The organism is Mucilaginibacter sp. P4_A11 (genome assembly GCF_056402535.1).
In genome coordinates this window covers 102,033-125,198 of sequence record NZ_JBFUHE010000016.1, presented here as the reverse complement: position 1 = coordinate 125,198, position 23,166 = coordinate 102,033, and the positions used below count along the sequence as shown (strand labels likewise).

Below are 23,166 nucleotides of genomic sequence, written 5' to 3'. Positions count from 1 at the left end.
GAGGTTGGACAATCAATGATCAATGAAATGAAAAAAACTATACTTAATATATTTACAATCACAGCACTGGCCGCGGTAACTTTCAGTTCGTGCAGGAAAGATATTTTAGACCGCACTTCGCTTTATCCTGCGCTTAAGCCCTCAAATCTGGATCTTGCTGCCGATACCTGGAAACCGGTACTGATCACAGATTTTAGTACCTTAAACGTGGTTACGCCGGATGCGCTGACATCGCCTGCCTACGTGGCCGATCTGAACGAGATCAAAGCTTTGCAGAAAAACCTGAGCAGTGATCAGCAGGCAAAGATCCAATACTGGAGCGCAGGTTCCGTATTAAGATGGAACGAGATACTGCGCGAACTGGTAGCCAAACATAATGTGCCACCGTATCAAAATCCTGATGATACTTACCCGGCGCCAAACTCTGCCAATCCGTTCAGTTACCCGGAGTTTCCGTTCTCGAATCCGCCGTATGCCGCACGTGCTTACGCTTATGTAAGTGCTGCACAATATGACGCGCTGGTGGCTGCTTGGCATTTTAAAAATACCTATAAACGTACTGCGCCATATAAAAACGACTCGGGTATTAAAGCGTTGATCCCGGCATCAGAACTTCCATCATATCCAAGCGAGGACGCAGTAGTATCCGGTGCCACATCCGAAATCATGAAACTGTTATTCCCAACCGAAATAGCTTACATACAAAGCAAGGTTGATGAAGAAAGGTTGTACAGGATCGCATCAGGAGCTAATACCCGTGGCGAATTTACCGCAGGCGAATCATTAGGCAGGCAGGTAGCTACCGTATTTGCGGCCCGTGCCCGTGCCGATCGTGCAGGTAAAGCCATTGGCACACCAGCTATCTGGAAGAGCTTTGAAACTGTTACCGCAGCAAAAGGCGAACAGTTTTGGGTGAGCCTGGAAACACCCAAAAGGCCGCCAATGCTGCCGTTGTTTTCTAAAGTTCTTCCTTTTTTATTCGATACACTTACCGTAGTTGCTATCAGGCCTCCTGCACCATATGCAACCAACTCGCCTGAATTTAAAAAGGAAACCGAAGAGGTACTTTCATTTAGTAAAGACCACAGCCGTGACCACGAAGAGCTTGTTGCTTTTTGGGCAGATGGTGTTGGCACCTATACGCCTACAGGTCACTGGAACGCCATTGCTGCTGATGAATTTGTAAAACAAAATTACAGCGAAGTACGCTGGGCACGTAACTTTGCATTGTTAAACATGGCCGAAATGGACGCCGCTATTGTTTGCTGGGATACCAAGTATTTTTACTTTAACCAGCGCCCGTCGCAGGCTAACCCTAATATTAAAACTTTAACAGGGGTGCCAAATTTTCCGGCGTATACATCAGGGCACTCTAACTTTAGTGGTGCGGCTGCTACCGTGTTAACTTATTTGCTGCCTGATAGGGGAAGTAAATTTACTGATATGGCACATGCCGCGGCTATGTCAAGGCTTTACGGAGCAATCCACTACCGCAGTGATTGTGAAGTTGGCTTAACTACCGGTAATAAAGTTGGTCAGTATGCGGTTAACAAGGGTAAGGCTGATGGAGCCGACGCAAAATAACAGGGATGTAGAATTGAGGACGAATAAACAATGCGCAGTTTAACAAACGATCAAAAAATATATTATACGCTTCGCCTGGCATTGGCCATGTGTTTTATTGGCCATGGTTGCTTCGGTATTATCACCAAACAAATCTGGTGTAACTACTTTGGTGTTTTTGGTATAGGCAAAGATATGGCCTATACCCTGATGCCTTATGTTGGTACCGTTGATATATTAATGGGCATTTCCATGCTGGTTTATCCAACTCGTGCCATAGCCGCTTGGCTGGTGGTGTGGGGATTGGCTACAGCTTCCATGCGCCCATTATCTGGCGAACCTTTTGCCGAGTTCATTGAACGTGCCGGTAATTACGGTGCACCGTTTATATTGCTGTTGATGCAGGGCGGTTTCAGGATAGAGAAAAAACAATGGTTTGCCCGCATGGATGATAATGTTAGTGTCAATGCCGATACCCTGGCTAAAATTATCACATGGCTAAGGGTATTTGCATTTATGCTGCTGATAGGCCATGGTTGGCTTAACCTCATCCAAAAACAAGGCTTATTAAATCAATACCATGCGCTTGGTTTTGGTGATCCGGCTAAAACGGCTCAGTTTGTCGGCTTATTTGAACTATTAGCTGCGTTAATGGTGCTTATTCGTCCTTTTAAAAATATACTCCTCGTTTTTATCATATGGAAAATATCCAGCGAGCTCTTTTATCCCAAATACGAAATGTTTGAATGGATAGAACGCGGCGGAAGCTATGGTGTACTGATGGCCTTGTGGTTTGCAGTTAAAAGAGCGCCTGCCGGATATATGCTTTGGCCTTTTAAACAAACAACACATTTAAAAGTAAGCTAAAAATCAAAACATATAAAACCTTATTGTGCAGGGCGAAAATCACCCTACCCTGTAAATCTATTATCTAAACAGTTGCAAATGCTAAAAAATACTAACCCCAATATTATGAAAAACTTTACTTTTAAATTTCTTTGCGCTATCGCAATCGTCATATGTGCTACCTATGCAAAAGTAAATGCACAGGGCTGCGTTGCTATCAAAGCCGATGGCCCGTTCAGCAACATGGAGCATACTACGCAGGATACTACTTATAAAGGCTGGGAACTTACTGCTTCATGGCGTTATTTTAAATCGTTCCGTCACTTTAAGGGTACTGACGAGCAAAAGCAACGCCAGGTTATCGGTAACGAGGTGATCAATCATCAGCATACAATTGATATAAACCTTACCCGTAATTTTAACCAGTATTGGTCAGTATCTGTTGGTGTGCCGTATCTTGTCAATACCCGTTCGTCATTATATGAGCATGGCGGTAAAGAACGTCATAAGTCATATTCGGATGGTATAGGCGATGCCCGCATTGTTGTTAACAGGTGGTTATTTGACAGCCGTAAAACCAATGGTAATATCCAGGTTGGTTTAGGTGTGAAGCTGCCTACAGGCGATTTTAATTACAAGTCGCATTTTTATAACGTGATCCCATCCGAGCGTCCTGTTGATCAATCTATTCAGTTAGGCGACGGTGGTTTGGGCATCATTGCCGAAGCGAATGGTTACCTGGGCTTTGGCAGCGGGTTTAGCGGTTACAGCAATCTGTATTATATGAGCAATCCCCGCAACACCAATGGCACCCGTACTTACCGCGAAACATTAAGCGCTACATTAGCTAATGAGGCTATTTCAAGTGTGCCCGATCAATACCTTGCCCGTTTAGGTGTTAACTATACCATTGCGCATGTGTTTACCATATCGGCAGGTGGCCGTATAGAGGGGATCCCTGTTCATGACCTTATCGGTAAAAGTAACGGTTTCCGCCGCCCGGGTTATATCATTTCTGCCGAGCCTTCTTTAAGTTATGCGTTCAAAAGGATGAATATTTTTGCCAGTGTACCTATCGCCCTGAAACGCGATCGTACACAAAGCGTTACCGATAAAGAAAATTCGATAGCTACCGGTACCTATGTTATCGGCGATGCGGCATTTGCCGATTATGCTATCAATTTTGGCGTGTCGTTTAAATTTTGAGATAATATATTCTACTTAGTTGATTTTGGATGAAGCCGGGAGTGAGATCCCCGGCTTTTTTATTGGCACTAATTTTCGAATTGAATCTAATTACACGAAACCTGCCATTTGAGCTGCAATTTTGAATGCGAATTTTTGAATTGAACTAATTACATGAATTGTTTTAGCTATCCCAATTTGTGTAATTCGAATAAATTCTCTCGGACACACAGCATTCGTGTAAAATTATTTTTTATGATACTTTTTTGTTTAAAAACAATAGTTTTATGCCCATGAACACTCCCGAAGAAAACTTTGCAGCGCTGGGTTTAAACCTGCCGCCTGCCCCAAAGCCACTTGGCGTTTATAAACCATGTTTAGTTGATGGAAAATACCTTTACCTGTCAGGCCACGGCCCAGTGCAGGATGATGCCTCGTTGATCATCGGTCGCGTTGGTGATACGGTAAGCCAGGAAGATGGTAAGCTTGCAGCACAGCAGGTTGGTTTAACTATGCTTGCTACTATTAAAGCCAACATAGGCAGTTTTAATAAGATAAAGCGTGTTATAAAAGTGCTGGGTATGGTTAATTGCACACCCGAATTTGAAAAACATCCTTTCATCATCAACGGCGCAAGTGAACTTTTCGCCAAAATCTGGGGCGAAGAGAACGGTATCGGTGTACGCAGTGCCGTAGGTATGGGCTCATTACCCGATAATATCCCCGTTGAGATTGAAGCCTTGTTTGAATTAGAATAGGCTTATATTAATTTTTAATGTAGGCGTATCACATACGTCTTCAGTCATACGGGGCCGTATTAAAAGCGGGCGCCATGCAAACGAGAGACGCATGTGATGCGTTTCTACAAAAAATTCAGAACTTAAGACTTCCATTTTAAACCATGACCCCTAACTGGTATAATATACAGGATATTGATAAGCTGGATACACCGGCGTTGGTTATTTATCCGCAAAGGGTTAAAACAAACATTGCAACGCTTACCGGCATGATTGATGATGTTGCCCGTTTGCGCCCGCATGTTAAAACCTATAAAAATGCCGAAGTAACCGGTTTGCTGCTGGATGCCGGTATCCGTAAGTTTAAATGCGCTACCATTGCCGAAGCCGAACTGCTGGCTATGAGTAAAGCGCCTGATGTTTTGCTGGCTTATCAGCCCGAAGGCCCTAAGCTGCACCGATTCATCAGGCTTATCCATGCTTATCCGCAAACTCATTTTTCATGTTTGGTTGATAATTCGACATCAGCAACTGAGATCTCTGATGCCGCGGTAAGGTTTAAAACAAACATTGATGTATACCTGGATCTGAATGTGGGCATGAACCGTACTGGCATAGCGCCGGGTTTTGAAGCTTTGCAGCTTTATATGGACTGCGGCGTACTGCCGGGCATTAACCCGGTAGGTTTGCACGCTTATGACGGCCACATTCATGATATTGATCTGCAAAAACGAGCCGAACGCTGCGATTTTGCATTTGACCCGGTCCTTAAATTGCAGCAAACCATCAAAAGTAAAGGCTATCCCGAGCCGGTTATTGTGGCTGGTGGTTCACCAACTTTTCCAATCCACGCCAAACGTAAGTATGTTGAATGCAGCCCAGGTACATTTGTTTACTGGGATAAAGGTTACCAGACGGAGATGCCTGAGCAGGACTTTTTACCTGCCGCCCTGGTTATTACACGGGTGATCTCCCTGCCGGGACCAACAAGGCTTTGTTTGGATGTGGGGCATAAGTCGATATCTGCAGAGAACGAACTGAGCAAACGCATTTACTTTTTAAATGCGCCCGCACTTTATCCTGTTAGCCAAAGTGAGGAACATTTGGTAGTTGAGGCAGGTGCTAACCACCAATATCAGGTGGGAGATATACTCTATGGTATTCCGCACCATGTTTGCCCAACAGTCGCGCTGTATGAGCGTGTTTATACTATTGAAAACGAAAACATCAGCGGCGAATGGCTTAACAAGGCCCGCGACCGCAAGATCACCATTTAAATACCCCAACACATGTTTGTTATAGATGCTCATTTGGATTTAAGCATGAACGCCCTGGAGTGGAACCGCGACCTTACGCGTCCGCTGGCTGAGGTAAATCAACGCGAAGAAGGTTTAACCGATAAACCCGACCGCGCTAAAGCTGTTGTTACCCTGCCCGAATTGCGCAAAGGCAATATCGGCCTGGTAGTTGCCACCCAGATAGGACGTTACGTAGCCCCCAACAATCCTTTACCGGGCTGGCACTCGCCTGAGCAAGCCTGGGCACAAACCCAGGGGCAGGTAGCCTGGTACAAAGCCATGGAAGATGCCGGGGAAATGGTGCAGGTAAATGATCTGCTGTCGCTTGAAAAACATTTGAAGCTTTGGAATGATGGTACACCGACAGAAAAGAAGCCGATAGGCTATATTTTAAGTTTGGAAGGAGCTGATTCAATAGTGACTGTTCAGCATTTGGAGCGGGCATATAATTACGGGTTGAGGGCTGTTGGTCCGGCGCACTATGGTCCCGGCAGGTATGCACAGGGTACAGATGCAACAGGTTACATGGGGCCAAAGGGACATGAACTGCTTAAAGAAATGGAACGTCTGAATATTATATTAGATGCTACCCACCTTTGCGATGATAGCTTTTGGGAGGCGCTCGATCATTTTAACGGGTATGTTTGGGCAAGCCATAACAATTGCCGCGCGCTGGTGAACCACAACCGCCAGTACAGCGATGAAATGATCAAAGCCCTGATTGATCGGGGGGCTGTAATTGGTGCTGCACTTGATGCCTGGATGATGGTGCCGGGATGGGTGAGGGGTGTGTCTACTCCAAAAGGCATGAACTGCAATATGGAAGTTATGGTTGACCATATCGATCATATTTGCCAGATAGCCGGGAACGCCCTGCATGTAGGTATGGGTACCGATCTTGACGGTGCTTTCGGCAGGGAGCAATGCCCTTATGACCTGGAAACCATTGCCGATCTGCAAAAAGTTCCTGATCTGCTAAAGAAACGCGGTTATACTGATGAGGATATCCAAAATATGATGCACGGCAACTGGCTGAGGTTTTTAAGGAAGGCCTGGGCGTAAGTTCAGTTGGCAGTATCACTTTAAAAAACGTCATTGCGGGGTACGAAGCAATCGCGAGCTGTACAGAGCGGCTCTGCTCATTGGGGATTGCTTCGTGCCTCTTAAACTGGTCGAAGTTTAGCGATAGCGTAACTTCGTCCTAAAATCATAGAAGTATCCTGCTTCCGTATTAAGGTTGTAAGCTAATGGATGCAAATCGTCATCTGCTATTACGGTTAAGCTGAAAGCTTAACTCATTTTGGGACGAAGTTACGCTATCGCTAAATTTCGACCAGTATTGGGGCATGGCCTGAGTTTTTAATCTATTACTTTTCATTGATATTTTATGAAACAACTTTTCCTGCTGATCCTTGCTGTTGTATTTGTTAGCTGTAATAAGCTTACACCAGCCGGATTCTGGAAAAGTTTTGACAGCGATCATATCATTAAAAGCAGCAGCGATCAGGGGCCTTGGGGTGGGCACCGTACCATTACATGGAAAAACCAGGCAAACATTTATAATAGTGCAGATATAATCAGGTTTGCAGAGCGTAATGGCTGGAAGTTATTGGACATGAAAACCATTGATACAATTGCAAATAGAAATGTTTCTATAAAAAATGAAAGTAATAAATCGCCGGAAAATGCAGATTTGGCTATTTATGGGGGTAATACCGAAGCTAATTTAAGCTTTTCGGATTGCGTGAATGATGGTTGCACATTATATGAGTTTGATTCGGGTTGGACGAGGGTAGAGGAAGGGGAAACAATAAGTGCAAAGGGCTATATTTTGATCAATGCCAATAAAACCCGGATGACGATGTTCCATTCATGGGGTGAATAACAAAGATTAATTTTGTGTTAGGGATAATGGCGCTACTGGCTAATGTCATTAAGTTAAGGAATTGATAGGTTGCACCAGAGGTGCAAAAGTTTGTAGAAATGAAGTAAAAGAATTTCTTAGTGTGCCAGAGGTACGCAACCTATCCTGGACAAAGTTACGCTATTGCTAAACTTCGACCAGAAAGCAAAGTGTTTTAAGATGGCATTATCCTGTCGCTATTCAATAGACCATCTTCATTTTCGCTTATTCTTCATAATATGGTAAAACAAACCTTACGTTGCTGTATTTTTACCGAATTAAATCTACTTTGCGAAACGCTTACCTTAAATCGGGGATAGTGTAAATTGCCATCTATACTATGAATGCAGAACAATCAAGGTTAAAGGATACAGGTTGGAAAAAGTGGGGGCCTTACGTGAGCGACCGCCAGTGGGGTACCGTGCGTGAAGATTACAGTGCCAATGGCGATGCCTGGAATTATATAACCCATGATATGGCCCGCAGCAAAGCTTACCGCTGGGGCGAGGAAGGTATTGCCGGCATTTGCGACCGGCAGCAATACCTTTGCTTTGCAATTGCGTTGTGGAACAAAAAGGATCCTATCATTAAAGAGCGTTATTTTGGCCTTAGTAACCCGGAAGGTAATCATGGCGAGGATGTAAAGGAGATGTACTACTACCTGGATAGTACGCCTACGCACTCGTACATGAAAACGCTGTACAAATATCCTCAAAATGAATATCCCTATAGCTGGCTGGTTGATGAAAACAAACGCCGCGGCCGGCAGGACCCGGAGTTTGAACTGATGGATACCGGGATTTTTGATCATAACGAATACTTTGATGTTTTTACCGAATATGCTAAAAGCGCCCAGGAAGACATCCTTATCAAAATAACCATTCATAACCGCAGCGATAAAGATGCGCCGGTTAATGTGATGCCCACCTTATGGTTCCGCAATACATGGGGCTGGGGGTATGATTCGCGTAAACCTGATCTTTCTGCTTCTTCAGACAAAGTGATCAGCATTTTTCATAAAGACCTTGGCCAGATGTGGTTGCATACTGAGGGCAATGGCGAATTGCTGTTCTGCGATAATGAAACCAACTCGCGCAAGCTTTATAATTATGACGACGGCCGTAAATATTATAAGGATGGCATAAATGATCATATTGTTCACGGAGAGGATTCCGTCAACCCTAAGAACATGGGTACCAAGGCAGCGGTGAATTACGATTTGACTATCCCGGCAGGTAAAAGCGTGACCCTACGCCTGCGCCTGTCTGAAGACGCCAATTATAGTTTCGAAGATTTTGATGAGGTTTTTGATGTTCGTAAAACGGAGGCTGATCAGTTTTATAATGACATTCATGGCGCTACCATGAACCCTGATCGCCGCCTTATTCAGCGGCAAGCCTTTGCCGGCATGTTGTGGAACAAGCAGTTTTTCTACACCGATGTCCGTCACTGGCTTAGCGGTGATAAAGGGATGCCGCGTCCACCTGCTCAAAGGCTAAACTCCCGAAATAGTAAGTGGAAACACCTTAATACAAGGGACATTGTTTCGATGCCTGACAAGTGGGAGTATCCCTGGTTTGCTGCCTGGGATTTGGCTTTTCACTGCCTTCCCCTGGCTACAGTTGATATGGCTTTTGCCAAAAATCAGCTGATCTTGCTTACACGTGATTGGTATATGCACCCTAACGGTCAGTTGCCTGCCTACGAATGGGATTTTGGCGACGTAAACCCGCCTGTACATGCCATGGCTGTATGGAACGTTTATAAAACGGATAAGGAAAACAATAACGGCAAAGGGGATACTTATTTTTTGGAGCGTGTTTTTCATAAATTGATGCTCAATTTTACCTGGTGGGTTAACCGTAAGGACCAATCGGGCAATAATATTTTTGAGGGTGGTTTCCTGGGGATGGATAATATCGGTGTGTTTGACCGAAATATGCACTTGCCCTCGGGCCAACATCTGGAACAGGCCGATGGCACCAGTTGGATGGCCATGTATTCGCTTAACCTGCTGCGGATTGCTACTGAGCTTACTGAAACTGATAACGCCTACGCCGATATCGCTTCCAAGTTTTTTGAACACTTTATTTACATCGTGGATGCGATGTCGAACCTGGGCGAAAACAATGAAGGGCTTTGGGATGACGAGGACGGCTTTTTTTACGATCAGATCCGTTTTCCGGATAATGGTTCAGTAAAAATGAGGGTACGGAGCATAGTAGGGCTTATCCCATTGTTTGCTACCGAAGTACTGGATGAAAAAGACATTATGGAAAGCCCGGTTTTCAAAGACCGCATGAAATGGTTTGCAGAAAACCGCCCTGATCTTGCATCGCTGGTTTCGCGTTGGAACGAGAAGGGGAATAATGGTAAACACCTGATTAGTTTGCTCCGCGGTTACAGGATGAAATCATTGCTCAAATATATGCTTGATGAAAACGAATTTTTGAGTGACTACGGCATTCGTTCACTTTCAAAGTACCACCTTAAACATCCCTATCATGTTTCGGTAAATGGCGTTGAATTTGGTATTACCTATGTGCCCGGCGAGAGTGACAGCGGTCTTTTTGGAGGGAACAGTAATTGGCGTGGGCCAATCTGGATGCCGATCAATTACCTGATCATCGATAGCCTGCACCGTTTCCACATGTTTTATGGCGACGAATTTAAAATAGAATGCCCAACCGGTTCGGGTAATTTTATGAACCTGAAGGAGGTAGCCAACGAACTTTATGCCCGGGTTTCCAAACTGTTTATGAAAAATGAAAATGGTGAGCGACCGGTATATGGCAAAAATTCAAAGCTGCAAACCGATCCGCATTTTAAAGATCATATCCTGTTTTATGAGTTTTTTGACGGAGATACTGGTCTGGGCTTAGGTGCGTCCCATCAAACCGGCTGGACAGGTTTGATAGCTAATTGTTTATATTTGGAGTAGGGGCTTATGTGTAAGTGGCAATCTCGCCACTGCGCTGTGAGCTTTAACCTTAAATACCCTAAATTCATAGGGATAAAATGAGACTGATGACAGACCAGGAAACGCTGCCACAAAAAGCTACGGAAGTGGCAGATATAGATGTAGGTATTGAGACCCTGCTGAAGGTTACCGCCAGTACCGATCAGCGCCTGAGTGATATGGCCGATAACAAAGCACAGATCCTGATCACGGTTAATTCCATCATCATTTCGGCCATTATCAGTTTGTTACTGCGGAAGCTTAAGGATAATTCGTTTTTGGTATTGCCATCGTATTTGTTGCTTACTGTTAGTCTGGCAACCATGATCCTGGCTATTTTATCAACCCGGCCGTCGATACCACGAGGGAGGTTCAGCACCAAAGACGTTGAGGATAAAAAGGTTAACCTGTTATTTTTTGGTAATTTTTACCGCATGAAGCTGGACGATTTTGCAGCCGGTATGAAAAACGTACTGCACGATAAAGAGTACCTGTACGATAGTCTAATCAAAGATATTCATACACAAGGAGTAGTGCTCGGACGCAAATATCGCCTGCTCAGGGCTGCCTATAATGTTTTTATGTTCGGGCTGATCATTGCTATTATAACATTCATTGTATCGTCAATGGTGCATAACAGCTTGCCTGAAATTGTTTGATCAATGACTTTATAATAGATAATTTATTATTTTGATCTGTTTTTTGCGTTAGATAGTAGCGGATACCGGCCAAGAGCGGAATGCCTGCAGGCGTATGAGCGGATAGCCCGGCCGCAGGCAACGCCCGTAAAATCATTTTTTTGAGGGTAGTATTATAAAATCGAGCCTTTTCAATCTATTTAAGTTGTGTACCTCCGGTACACTGAAAAAATGATTTGTTTTATTTTTACGAACTTTTTGCACCTCTGGTTCAATCTATTGGGGTTTAATTAATGCTCCCGTATAGTAAACTAATTATTACGGCCCGCCAGCGAATATAACTATTCCTCACATGTTAGTCTTACCTTTCTACTTCACATCTTTGCCAGCTTTGAGCTTTGGGCATTATGCTTTGAGCTTAAAGAAATTTTATTGTGTAAAAAAGACACAATAAAATTTCTTTGCTCATCATTAATTAATTAGCTTTACTGTACCAGTTAATTATTAACCATATCAAGCATGAATTACAGCAGAAGAAATTTTATTAAAGGCACCGGTGCATTGGTGCTTGGCGGCATGGCCTTATCGGGCAAAGCTGCAAGCTTTTTGAGCAATATGGATCATCATCCTGTTGGACTACAGTTGTTTACTTTTTTCGGCATTATTGACGAAGATGTTAAAGGTACGCTCAGCAAAATCGCAGCTATCGGCTACAAGGAGATGGAGTCGGCTTTTAGCAAAAAAGGCGGTTACTATGGCATGAAACCTAAAGAGTTTAAAGCTACGGTAAACGATCTGGGCATGAGCTGGACATCGCACCACGTGCTTGGTGCTCCGTTTAAGCTACCTCCGGGAGCAAAAATGCCTGTTGGTGCCGATGGCAAACCGATGGTGCTGCCCCCTGTACTGAACCTGCGCGATAATATGCAGCAAGTAGTGGATGAAGTTGCAGAAGGGGGCGTTAAATACCTTGTTTGTGCCAATTCGCCTACGGCTACGCTTGATGAAATAAAAGCTACCATTGAAGTGCTGAACAAAACAGGAGAAGCTGCTAAAAAAGTGGGCATCCAGTTTGCATACCATAACCACGATATGGAGTTTCATGCAGTTGACGGTAAAGTGCCGTATGATCTGTTGCTAAGCGAAACCGATGTCAATAATGTGAAAATGGAGCTTGATTTGGCCTGGGCTGTTAAGGCCGGTAAAAATCCAGTTGAAATGTTTAAAGAACACCCAGGTCGGTTCCCGCTTTGGCACGTGAAGGATTTGGATGCCAGCAGGCAAAATATACAACCTGTAGGTGGCGGTACCATTGATTTTAAACCAATTTTTGCAGCTGCAAAATCAGCTGGGATGCAACACTTTTTTGTAGAGCATGATATGCCAAAAGATGCTTTCGCCAGTATAACTGCCAGCATGGGTTATTTGAAAGATAAGTTGATGGTGTAAGTTGAAACTATCTCCCTGTCATCCTGAACGATAGTGAAGGATCTTCTGCATAAGGCACAGCGAAGATGCAAAGTGAAGAAGATGTTTCACTATCGTTATCCACATAATTAAAATAGGGGTCGTGCTGAGCCTGTCGAAGCATGGCGGGCAGGCCTCTGCGCGCGAGTCTTCGACAGGCTCAGACTGACCGGCCTTTTGTTATTTATTCCCTTAACAATTCCATAACATTCGCCAATTTTGATTTAACCCCATGTTTAAGTAATTTAAGGGGCGAATCATTTTCCTTAACGGAGGCTTATGGCGGAAACATCTACAGAACATTTAAAACGGGTTTTAAAACCGATCCATTTATGGGCCATAGCCGTAGGGCTGGTCATCTCGGGCGAATATTTTGGATGGAATTTAGGCTGGGCCGTATCGGGTACCATAGGTTTACTGATAGCCACCCTGGTTATCACTTTAATGTACATTACCTTTATTTTTAGCTACACCGAGCTTACCGCATCCATACCTCACGCCGGCGGTGCTTTTGCCTACGCATACCGGGCAATGGGGCCGTTTGGGGGCTTAATTGCCGGTTATGCCACCCTTGTTGACTTCCTTGTAGCTACGCCTGCTGTAGCCGTATCTTTAGGGAGTTACCTGCATTTCCTGTATCCCGCCATTCCTATAACAGAGGCCGCAATGGGCTTTAATATCCTCTTTATTCTTCTGAATATGCTTGGCGTAAAGGAATCGGCAACTTTTTCGGTGTTTATTACCATACTTGCCGTGGTTGAGCTGATGCTTTACCTGGGTATTGTATCGCCGCATTTTAAGATGGTAAACTACCTCACCAACCCGATGCCTTTTGGCTGGGCTGGCGTATTTGCGGCCTTACCTTTTGCTGTTTGGTTTTACCTGGCTATCGAGGGTGTTGCCATGGTAGCGGAAGAAGTGGAGAACCCTAAAAGAAACATTCCACGCGGCTATATTTCGGCCATAATAACCCTGGTTGTACTGGCTTTAGGTGTAATGATCATAACCGGAGGACTTACCGACTGGCGCATTTTAAGTAAGCTTGATTATCCCTTGCCCGAAGCCATTGGGATAGTATTGGGTAAGGGTAGTGGTTTAACCAAAATATTTGCCAGCATAGGTTTGTTTGGGCTGATAGCCTCGCTGCATGGTATTATCCTTGCATCATCGCGGCAAGTGTTTGCCATGGCACGCAGCGGTTATTTACCCCGGATGCTGTCAGATATTAATCACAAGTTTAAAACACCACATTGGGCGCTTGTGGTAAGTGGTGTGGTAAGTTCCATTTTTATTTATAAGTTTAAAACTGACCAGATCATCATGCTATCGGTGCTTGGTGCTGTGGTTATGTATATCATGAGCATGCTAAGCCTCTTTATATTACGCAAAAAGGAGCCGCGCTTAAGCCGCCCGTTTTTGGCCCCGGCATACCCGGTTTTCCCGGCAATAGCTTTGATAATTTGCATAGTATGTTTAATTGCAACAATATATTTTAACCCTGATATGAGCCTCATTTTTGCTGGAGGATTGGCCATTGTATTGCTGATTTTTATAGCCATGGGCAAACATAAAGTTGCGTTAACCGAAGACATGATGAGTGCCCCTGCTGAAGAAGTCATTAATCATTAGGTCATTGAGTCATTTATTTGACCTCTATGCAATAATGACCTAATGACGCAATGAAATAATGATATAAAAGAATGTACCGCCACAACATACATCACCGGGTTTACAAGTTTCCCGATCTTAAAACATTGCTGGGGAAGGCTTCGCCTTACCGCTCGGGCGATGAACTGGCCGGGCTTTGCGCCGGCGGGTATGAAGAACGTGTGGCTGCACAAATTACACTGGCCGACGTGCCGCTCAAAAACTTTTTGAATGAGGTGGTGATCCCTTATGAGGATGACGAAATTACCCGCCTCATCATAGATGATCATGATCAGGAGGCCTTTAGTCATATCAGCCATTTAACTGTTGGTGAACTACGCGACTGGCTGCTAAGCGACGAAACCGACTGTGCAACATTGACAACCATAGCTCCCGGCTTAACACCTGAAATGGTAGCGGCAGTATCCAAACTGATGCGCAACCAGGATTTGATAGCTATGGCTAACAAATGCCAGGTAGTTACCCGCTTTCGCAATACCATTGGGTTAAAAGGTCATTTCAGTACCCGTTTGCAGCCAAACCATCCAACTGATGATCCGCGGGGAGTGGCGGCCAGTATTATTGATGGTTTGTTGTTTGGCAGCGGCGATGCGGTTATCGGCATTAATCCGGCAACTGATAGTCCGGCGGCAGTAAGCAGCTTACTTACGTTGATGGATGAGTTAAGGCTCCGGTTTGAGATCCCTACGCAAACCTGTGTGCTAAGTCACATTACTACCACATTGCAATTGGTGAACGAGGGTGCCCCGGTTGATCTTTGCTTTCAATCCATAGCAGGCACAGAAAAAGCCAATGCAAGTTTTGGGGTTAATTTAAGTTTGATTGAGGAGGCCTACCAAGCCACGCTGTCGTTAAAGCGGGGCACGATAGGTAGTAATGTAATGTATTTTGAAACAGGACAAGGCAGTGCATTATCGGCCAATGCCAATTTCGGTGTTGATCAGCAAACCTGCGAGGTGAGGGCTTATGCTGTTGCGCGTAAGTTTAATCCGCTGTTGGTAAATACAGTGGTGGGTTTTATCGGCCCCGAGTATTTATATGATGGTAAGCAGATCATCCGTGCTGCGCTCGAAGATCATTTTTGCGGTAAACTTTTGGGCTTGCCCATGGGCGTTGATGTGTGCTATACCAATCACGCCGAAGCCGACCAGGATGATATGGATAACCTGCTTACGCTGTTGGGTGTGGCAGGCTGTAATTTTGTAATGGGGATCCCCGGTTCGGATGATATCATGTTGAATTATCAGTCAACCTCGTTTCATGATGCGTTATACCTGCGCAAAGTGTTGGGATTGAAGCCTGCACCTGAATTTGAAGCCTGGCTGATAAAGCAGGGAATTGTTGATGATAAAGGGAACATGATGCCGGTTAGTGAGCATGGGTTATTGGGAGGATTTTGATTGAAGGTGAAAGGATAAAGGCGAAAGGTAAAAGGTTTTTTGAACTTGCGAAAAATAAAATAGGATGTCATCCTGAACTTGTTTCAGGAACCCACAGGACAGGCTAACACTATGCAAACGCTGGCTTAGCGTGTGAGGTGCCGAAATAAATTCGGCATGACCGAAGAAGATAACAGACTGCAAATTAATGAAACGAAACGTCCCACATGAAATTGGGCCATTGAAGGCTTTGCAGGAGTTTACTTCTGCGCGGATAGCTATTGGCAGGGTGGGGACGAGTATCCCATTAAAACAGTCGCTTGAGTTTAAATTGGCGCATGCGCACGCAAGGGATGCTGTATACTCTGAATTGGATTTGGGCAAGCTAACCGACGCTCTCAAGTATTTCGATGTTCCGGTTTTACACTTGCATAGCAGGGTAACAGACAGGCGGCAATACCTGCAACGGCCCGACCTTGGGCGTAAGCTTAATGAAACTTCGCTGAGCGAATTAAATGGTTATAGTGCAGAAAGCGATGTTGCTATCATGATAGTTGACGGACTTTCGGCGACAGCGGTAAATGAAAATGCTGTGGGGTTGCTGGACGCACTTATCCCATTATTGGTTGCCAATGGTTTAAAGCTGGCGCCGATAAGCCTGGTTGAGCAGGGAAGGGTAGCCATTGGCGATGATATTGGTCACGGACTGAATGCTAAACTCTCACTGATCCTTATCGGCGAACGCCCGGGCCTAAGCTCGGCCGATAGTTTGGGGGCTTATCTCACCTATAACCCTAAACCCGGCTTAACCGACGAATCGAGGAACTGCGTGTCGAATATTCGGCATAAGGGGCTAACCTATAAGAAAGCCGCAAAAAAGATTTTCTATTTAATCAACGAAGCTTTCAAACGGAAGTTATCAGGGGTGGAGTTGAAAGATAATGCGGGTCTTATAGCTGAAAGCTAAAAGCCGAAAGCAAAAAGCCCAAAGCGTTATGCTCCGGGCTTTTCTTATATTGCTTTTAGCCTTCGGCTTTCAGCTGTCGGCTCATCTTACTTGCTTTCGGCTTTAAGCCTTCTGCTTTCAGCTTTTCGCTCATTTCCTCCTCGCTTCAATGTATCCATTAAATGATATTGGGTCGCGATTGGAGCTGGTTACTTGTAGTGAACCATAACCATCTTGAGAGATACTCAAGTTGAATGTTTGTACATCGCGCCAGTCGGATATGTTTTTGTCCTTGGGTTTGATAGTGATATTCCATCTGCTTCCCTTCTTTACCGACGAGTAGGTGAATTTTGTAGTATTTACCTTAATGCCGCCATCAGTTGTTCCTGGAGGTGGGGCTACATAAGCCCGGCCAAAATAGGGCAGAAATGATACAATGGTATCTTTACTTATTGTAAGATCATAATCAGAAGTAAGCGATCTGCTGCCGCCCCGCATTGGTAACGCATAGTTAGCTTTAAACACAAAATTTTGATCCTCCACCATTTGTTTTATTTCAGCCTGCTTAGCTGCCTTTTTTTCGGCTTTAGTCTGTTTGGTTTGAGCATTGGTTACATTAACGCCTAAAAATATGAATGCGGCCAGTAAGGCTATTTTATTTAATATTTTCATGATATAAATGTTTAAGTGGTTAGACGATAGCAGGTTATTTAGGTTTAACTACAATCAAATTTAAGCAATCTTTTAAACAAAAAAGCCATCCGTTTTGGATGGCTTTTGAAGGGGACTTAGTCATCCTGAACTTGTTTCAGGATCCCACCAGATATTAGCGTCGCAAAGACAATCGGATGACCTTGCACGTGGGGTGCCGAAATAAATTCGGCATGACGTTGTGGAATTTATATTAAACTAACGCTACGTTTAACAAACTCAGTCAGCTCAGCGCCGGTTAATAGGCCTTGTGATAGCAAGGCCAGATCAAATGCTTGTTTTGAAAGCTGTGCTTGCACGGTTTCGTCTTCTTCCTGTAAAATGCGGCTCACCAGTTTGTGGTTGCCATTCACAATAACTTTGTAGTTATCAGGCATGTTACCATAGAAACTCATGCCGCCACCCATTGCTGCCATATCTTTCATACGGCGCATAAACTCGTCCATAGTTACAGTAACCGGTAACTCGTCTGGGTTTAGGCTTTCAATTTGAACGCTGTAAGCTGGTTTGTTAATGGCTTTATCAAAAATGCCTTTTACTTTGGTTGTTTGCTCTTCGGTCAATACAATTTCAGGGGCATCATCCTTTTTGATCAGCTTGTCAGCTACATCAGCGTCAACGCGTTTTAGGGAAGTTTTTTCTAATTTTTGCTCCAACTGGCTGATAAAGTGATTATCGATAGGTGAGTTCATCACCATTACATCATAACCCTTTTTATTGGCCGACTGGATAAACGAATCCTGTTTTGCCGGATCATTGGTGTAAATGTAAACCAGCTGACCGTCTTTATCTGTTTGGTTGGCTTCAACTTTATCTTTGTATTCAGGAAGCGTAAAGTTTTGTTTATCGGTATTGGTAACTAAAACAAAATCTTTGGCTTTGTCATAAAACTTGTCTTCGCTCACCATACCGTATTTAACAAACAGGCCAATATCAGTCCATTTTTCTTCGTAAGCTTTACGGTCGGCTTTGAAAAGTTCTGACAATTTATCAGCTACTTTTTTGGTAATATAGCTGTTGATCTTTTTAACGTTGCTGTCGGCCTGTAAAAAGCTACGCGATACGTTAAGCGGGATATCCGGTGAATCAATAACACCGTGTAATAGCATCAAAAACTCAGGAACAATATCTTTTACCTCGTCGGTAATGAATACCTGGCGGCTGAATAATTTGATCTTGTTTTTCTGGAACTCAAAGTCGTTTTTCAGTTTAGGAAAATACAGCACACCAGTAAGGTTGAAAGGATAATCAACATTAAGGTGGATCCAGAACAATGGATCTTCGCTGAATGGATAAAGCTGTTTGTAAAAGTCGAGATAATCCTCATCTTTTAATTCAGACGGTGCTTTTGTCCAAATAGGGTTGGTTGTGTTAATGATATTATCAACCTCAACTGAAGTATATTTGGGTTTACCCTCTTCGTCAACGCCATCTTCTTCAGATTCTGTTTTAGTGCCGAATTTGATTGGAACCGGTAAAAACTTGCAGTATTTATCCAGGATCTCCTGAAGCCTGTGCTCGCTTAAAAACTCAGCTGATTCATCATTGATAAACAGGGTGATCTCGGTGCCGCGTTCTTCTAAAATGCCATCCCCAATTTCAAACTCGGTACTTCCGTCACAAACCCAAAAAGCGGGCTCCGCGCCTTCCTGGTACGATAGGGTTTGAATTTCTACCTTATCGGCTACCATGAAAGCCGAGTAAAAACCTAAACCAAAACGCCCGATGATTTCATTGGCATCCTTAGCTTCCTTGAATTTCTCCATGAACTCGGTAGCACCCGAAAAGGCGATTTGGTTGATGTATTTTTTAATCTCTTCTGCGGTCATACCAAGACCGTTATCACTAATGGTGATGGTCTTTTTGTCGGCATCAAAAGCTACCTCAACACGGAGGTCACCAAGCTCGCCGTTGTATTGGCCTAATGAAGCCAAACGTTTAATTTTCTGGGTAGCATCTACCGCGTTTGATACCAGCTCGCGCAAAAATATCTCGTTATCAGAGTATAAGAACTTCTTAATGATCGGGAAAATGTTCTCGGTGTGGATCGAAATGCTGCCTTTTTCTTGCATAACTATATTTTAATATGGTTGATTTAATGTTTGTCGAAACTGTACCATCAATGTATGTTCCAATTGTTATACTATTGTCAAATTGGCAGGGGAGGGATATTAATGCGGTCAAGTATGCTGTTTGTATAAGGAGCGTGAATAAGGGAGTTGAAAAAAAACGTCGGCTATAAAGGTAATGACAAAAGAAGGTCTGTCAGTCTGAGCTTGTCAAAGACTCGCGCGCAGAGGCCTGCCCACCATGCTTCGACAGGCTCAGCAGGATACCCATTTTAAACATATCACGGGTAGGTACTAAGTAATCTGATTTACAGAACCGCGATGTATAGTTAGGATTGCTTCGTACCTTGCAATGACGGTCTTTTGATAAGACTATTCTTAACAGCCTCTGAGACAAAAAATAAGGGATAAACATTTAGCTTATCCCTCACCATATAAAAATTGATTATATCGTTAATTGGACATCATTTTAATAAATGAAGCTAGTTTTTCTTTCATTTCTCTCCTGTCTACAATAAAATCAAGGAAACCATGTTCCTGCACAAATTCGGCCGTCTGGAAACCTTTAGGAAGATCTTTTTTGATGGTTTCTTTAATTACCCTTGGGCCTGCAAAGCCTATCAGTGCGCCAGGTTCGGCAATATTGATATCGCCTAACATAGCGTATGACGCTGTTACGCCGCCTGTAGTTGGGTCGGTAAGTAAAGAAATGTACGGAACTTTTGCCTGTGCCAGTAAAGCCAGTTTGGCTGATGTTTTAGCCATCTGCATTAATGAAAACGCAGCTTCCATCATACGTGCACCGCCCGATTTGGAGATCATCAGGAACGGCACCTTGTGCTGGATAGAATAATCAATAGAACGAGCTATCTTTTCACCAACAACCGATCCCATTGATCCGCCTATGAAGTTAAAGTCCATACAGGCAATAACAAGGTCCTGGCCGTCAATTTTACCAACACCGGCCCTTATTGCGTCTTTTAAGCCTGTTTTGTTTTGAGTTTCTTTAAGTCTGTCTACATATTTTTTTGTATCCTCAAAGTGAAGCGGGTCACCCGAAGTAAGATCAGGGAAAAGTTCTGTAAACTCGTTATTATCAAATAGTACCGAAAAATATTCTTTTGAACCTATGCGCAGGTGGAAGCCACAGTAATGGCACACATATTGATTTTCTACCTGTTCTGAATAGTGTAGAGGTTTCTTACAATTAGGGCATTTATTCCAGATGCCATCGGGGGCTTCTTTCTTTTCCTCAGTGGTCGTAATTATCCCTTTCAACTCTCGTTTAAACCATGCCATATCTGTGTCTAACTCTTTCAATTGGGTACAAAGAAACAAAAAATATTAAACATGTGGTGCCGGATATAAAAAGTTATGGCAGGCTAAATTGTTTGCCGGAATCTAAAATACTTATTTAATGCTATTTTTGTAATAAAAGGATTGGATTATTAATGAATTATATCATATTCTTAAATTAAGCCTATTTTTACTACCGTTTTGATATACTTTTAAGATTGCATATCTGTTTTAAAGAAATTTTATAACTTCGAGCCCCAAATAAACGCTAATGGATTTAAAAAATTATAGAGGTGTTCTGCACGGCGATCAGGTGCAGGAACTATTTGAAGCAGCAAAAAAGCATCAGTTTGCTTTACCGGCAGTAAACGTTATTGGTACTAACACTATCAATGCAGTTATGGAAACAGCTAAAGCTGTTAATTCTCCGGTTATTATTCAGCTGTCAAATGGCGGTGCACAGTTTTACGCTGGCAAATCATTGGATAATTCAAAGCTTCAGGCCTGTATTTTAGGTGGTGTATCTGCTGCAAAGCACGTTCACCTTTTAGCTGAGCACTATGGTGTAGCAGTTATCCTGCATACCGACCATGCTGCTAAAAAATTATTACCATGGATTGATGGTCTGTTAGATCATGGCGAGAAATTTTTTGCTGAAACTGGCAAACCACTGTTCTCATCGCACATGCTTGACCTTTCGGAGGAGCCTATTGAGGAGAATATCGAAATTTCGGCCAAGTACCTTGAGCGCATGGCTAAAATGGGTATGACCCTTGAAATTGAATTAGGTGTAACCGGCGGTGAAGAAGACGGTGTTGACAATTCTGACGTTGACAGCTCACGTTTATATACCCAGCCTGAAGAAGTGTCCTATTCATATGAGCACCTGTTAAAGGTAAGCCCTCGTTTTACCGTAGCTGCTGCTTTTGGTAACGTACATGGTGTTTACAAACCGGGTAACGTTAAGTTGCAACCGGTTATTTTACATAACTCACAGGAGTATGTTAAACAAAAATTTGGTTTAACTGCCGAAAAACCAATCAACTTTGTATTCCACGGTGGTTCTGGTTCAAGCCAGGAAGAGATTCGCGAAGCTATTTCATATGGTGCTATCAAAATGAATATTGATACCGATATGCAATGGGCTTACTGGGAAGGCATTAAAGATTACTACAAATCAAAAGAAGGATACCTGCAAAGCCAGATTGGCAGCCCGGATGGCGAAGATTCTCCAAACAAAAAATATTATGACCCACGCGTTTGGTTACGCAAGGGTGAAGAAAGCTTTGTAAAAAGGCTATCTGCTGCGTTTGAAGATCTTAATTGTATCGACGTTTACAGCAAATTATAATATTCATCAAAAACTAACAAAGCGCCTGTACATTTGTTGTACAGGCGCTTTGTTGTTTATAGGCAGCGGGCAACCATACACAAAAAATACAACCTGCTACCATGGTTAAAATTAACAAAAAGAAGAAGAATTTATTTGAGCGCTTTGCCAACTGGGCTACCATAGCTACCGGCAGTTCAGGCGCATTTATCACGGCGTTTGGCGTTATTATTGTTTGGGGCATCACCGGGCCTTTATTTCATTATTCGGATACCTGGCAGCTGGTTATCAATACGGGTACTACGATAGTAACCTTCCTGATGGTTTTTTTGATCCAAAAATCGCAAAATAAAGATTCAAAAGCTATACATTTGAAACTGAATGAGCTGCTTGCATCGCACCAGGGGGCGAGTAACCGCATGGTTGATATTGAGGATATTACCGAAAAGGAGCTTGATCAGTTGCACAAATTTTACGTAGAACTGTCTGAGCTTGCCGAACAGGAAGATGATATTACCTGTACGCACTCAATAGATGCTGCAAGGGAAAACCATACTACTAAGCTTAATAATTTTAACACAAAACCGCATTACCTTAATGCCCGCAAAAACCATAGTAAAAAAAGCAACGGAACAAACTGATCTTGATGTTGTACATGCCATAAGGCGTGAAGTATTTGTTGTTGAGCAGAGTTGTCCCCCAGAACTGGAATATGAACACGAAGATGTTTCACATCATTTTCTAGCTACTGTTAATGGCGAACCCGCTGGTGCCTGCCGCTGGCGCAAAACCGAGAATGGCTACAAACTTGAGCGCTTTGCTGTATTGAAAGCTTTCAGAGGGTTTGGCATAGGAGGAGAGCTGGTGAAAGCTGTGTTAGCCGATTTGCCGGTTGATGCTGATTATATCTACCTTAACTCACAAACTCAGGCTGTTCCTTTTTATGCAAAATTAGGTTTTGAAGCATCAGGGCCGGAATTTGAAGAGGCGGGCATCAAGCATTATAGAATGGTGAAGAAGTAAAAACATTGTCATTTCGACGAGCCCGGTTGAGGTATGCGCGTTGGAGGAGAGGAGAAATCTTCTACACCATGTAAGCCGCTCTGTATAATTCGCTGAGCATGGCGTACAAGATTTCTCACTCGTTCCTCGTTTCGAAATGACATTTTCT

At 43.5% G+C, this 23,166-nt stretch carries 20 protein-coding genes; 16 read left to right on the top strand and 4 right to left on the bottom strand.

The window, feature by feature from the left end; genetic code table 11:
* The first annotated feature begins 27 nt into the window (after positions 1–27).
* The 13 genes from AC1DUD_RS25410 to eutC all read left to right on the top strand — a co-directional run bounded on the left by AC1DUD_RS25410 (position 28) and on the right by eutC (position 16,610).
* Positions 28–1,584: a vanadium-dependent haloperoxidase gene (locus AC1DUD_RS25410; RefSeq protein WP_477379689.1), complete on the top strand. Its 1,557-nt coding sequence runs from the start codon at positions 28–30 to the stop codon at positions 1,582–1,584.
* A gap of 30 nt (positions 1,585–1,614) precedes the next feature.
* Positions 1,615–2,430, top strand: coding sequence for a hypothetical protein (locus AC1DUD_RS25405; protein WP_477379687.1), 816 nt, complete (start codon positions 1,615–1,617; stop codon positions 2,428–2,430).
* A gap of 105 nt (positions 2,431–2,535) precedes the next feature.
* Positions 2,536–3,615 (top strand): hypothetical protein, encoded by a 1,080-nt coding sequence (locus tag AC1DUD_RS25400; RefSeq protein ID WP_477379685.1) that lies wholly within the window; start codon positions 2,536–2,538, stop codon positions 3,613–3,615.
* 272 nt (positions 3,616–3,887) lie between these two features.
* Positions 3,888–4,352, top strand: a complete 465-nt coding sequence (locus AC1DUD_RS25395) for a RidA family protein (RefSeq protein WP_112572265.1) — start codon at positions 3,888–3,890, stop codon at positions 4,350–4,352.
* Between the two features lie 143 nt (positions 4,353–4,495).
* Complete coding sequence (locus AC1DUD_RS25390; RefSeq protein ID WP_477379682.1) at positions 4,496–5,608, top strand: D-TA family PLP-dependent enzyme; 1,113 nt, start codon at positions 4,496–4,498, stop codon at positions 5,606–5,608.
* A gap of 12 nt (positions 5,609–5,620) precedes the next feature.
* Positions 5,621–6,691, top strand: coding sequence for a dipeptidase (locus tag AC1DUD_RS25385; protein ID WP_477379680.1), 1,071 nt, complete (start codon positions 5,621–5,623; stop codon positions 6,689–6,691).
* A gap of 325 nt (positions 6,692–7,016) precedes the next feature.
* Positions 7,017–7,514, top strand: a complete 498-nt coding sequence (locus AC1DUD_RS25380) for a hypothetical protein (RefSeq protein ID WP_477379678.1) — start codon at positions 7,017–7,019, stop codon at positions 7,512–7,514.
* 358 nt (positions 7,515–7,872) lie between these two features.
* Positions 7,873–10,473, top strand: coding sequence for an MGH1-like glycoside hydrolase domain-containing protein (locus AC1DUD_RS25375; protein WP_477379676.1), 2,601 nt, complete (start codon positions 7,873–7,875; stop codon positions 10,471–10,473).
* 77 nt (positions 10,474–10,550) lie between these two features.
* Positions 10,551–11,150 (top strand): Pycsar system effector family protein, encoded by a 600-nt coding sequence (locus tag AC1DUD_RS25370; protein WP_477379674.1) that lies wholly within the window; start codon positions 10,551–10,553, stop codon positions 11,148–11,150.
* Between the two features lie 498 nt (positions 11,151–11,648).
* The gene (locus tag AC1DUD_RS25365; protein WP_477379672.1) at positions 11,649–12,578 is read left to right on the top strand and encodes a sugar phosphate isomerase/epimerase family protein; all 930 of its coding nucleotides are present in this window, start codon (positions 11,649–11,651) and stop codon (positions 12,576–12,578) included.
* Positions 12,579–12,875: 297 nt separating this feature from the next.
* Positions 12,876–14,225, top strand: a complete 1,350-nt coding sequence (eat, locus tag AC1DUD_RS25360; RefSeq protein WP_477379670.1) for an ethanolamine permease — start codon at positions 12,876–12,878, stop codon at positions 14,223–14,225.
* 71 nt (positions 14,226–14,296) lie between these two features.
* Positions 14,297–15,664, top strand: a complete 1,368-nt coding sequence (locus tag AC1DUD_RS25355) for an ethanolamine ammonia-lyase subunit EutB (RefSeq protein ID WP_477379668.1) — start codon at positions 14,297–14,299, stop codon at positions 15,662–15,664.
* Between the two features lie 187 nt (positions 15,665–15,851).
* Positions 15,852–16,610, top strand: coding sequence for an ethanolamine ammonia-lyase subunit EutC (eutC, locus tag AC1DUD_RS25350; protein WP_477379666.1), 759 nt, complete (start codon positions 15,852–15,854; stop codon positions 16,608–16,610).
* Between the two features lie 129 nt (positions 16,611–16,739).
* Here the strand turns inward: eutC and AC1DUD_RS25345 are convergent, their stop codons facing one another.
* The 3 genes from AC1DUD_RS25345 to accD form a co-directional block, all read right to left on the bottom strand.
* Entirely contained in the window at positions 16,740–17,261 is a 522-nt protein-coding gene (locus tag AC1DUD_RS25345) for a DUF4251 domain-containing protein (protein ID WP_477379664.1), read from the bottom strand.
* A 227-nt stretch (positions 17,262–17,488) separates the two neighbouring features.
* Positions 17,489–19,372 (bottom strand): molecular chaperone HtpG, encoded by a 1,884-nt coding sequence (gene htpG, locus AC1DUD_RS25340; protein ID WP_477379662.1) that lies wholly within the window; start codon positions 19,370–19,372, stop codon positions 17,489–17,491.
* Between the two features lie 450 nt (positions 19,373–19,822).
* Positions 19,823–20,668 (bottom strand): acetyl-CoA carboxylase, carboxyltransferase subunit beta, encoded by an 846-nt coding sequence (gene accD / locus AC1DUD_RS25335; protein WP_477379772.1) that lies wholly within the window; start codon positions 20,666–20,668, stop codon positions 19,823–19,825.
* Positions 20,669–20,936: 268 nt separating this feature from the next.
* On the opposite strand from accD, the gene fbaA reads away from it, so the two are divergent.
* Entirely contained in the window at positions 20,937–22,016 is a 1,080-nt protein-coding gene (gene fbaA / locus AC1DUD_RS25330; RefSeq protein ID WP_477379660.1) for a class II fructose-bisphosphate aldolase, read from the top strand.
* A gap of 13 nt (positions 22,017–22,029) precedes the next feature.
* Here the strand turns inward: fbaA and AC1DUD_RS25325 are convergent, their stop codons facing one another.
* Complete coding sequence (locus AC1DUD_RS25325; RefSeq protein WP_477379658.1) at positions 22,030–22,179, bottom strand: lipoprotein; 150 nt, start codon at positions 22,177–22,179, stop codon at positions 22,030–22,032.
* Between AC1DUD_RS25325 and AC1DUD_RS25320 the strand changes: the two genes are divergently transcribed.
* Positions 22,118–22,636 (top strand): low affinity iron permease family protein, encoded by a 519-nt coding sequence (locus tag AC1DUD_RS25320; RefSeq protein ID WP_477379656.1) that lies wholly within the window; start codon positions 22,118–22,120, stop codon positions 22,634–22,636. The genes AC1DUD_RS25325 and AC1DUD_RS25320 overlap by 62 nt on opposite strands.
* On the top strand, positions 22,593–23,018 hold the full coding sequence (locus AC1DUD_RS25315; protein WP_477379654.1) for a GNAT family N-acetyltransferase: 426 nt from the start codon (positions 22,593–22,595) through the stop codon (positions 23,016–23,018). The genes AC1DUD_RS25320 and AC1DUD_RS25315 overlap by 44 nt, the downstream gene beginning before the upstream one ends.
* The last annotated feature ends 148 nt before the right edge of the window (positions 23,019–23,166 follow it).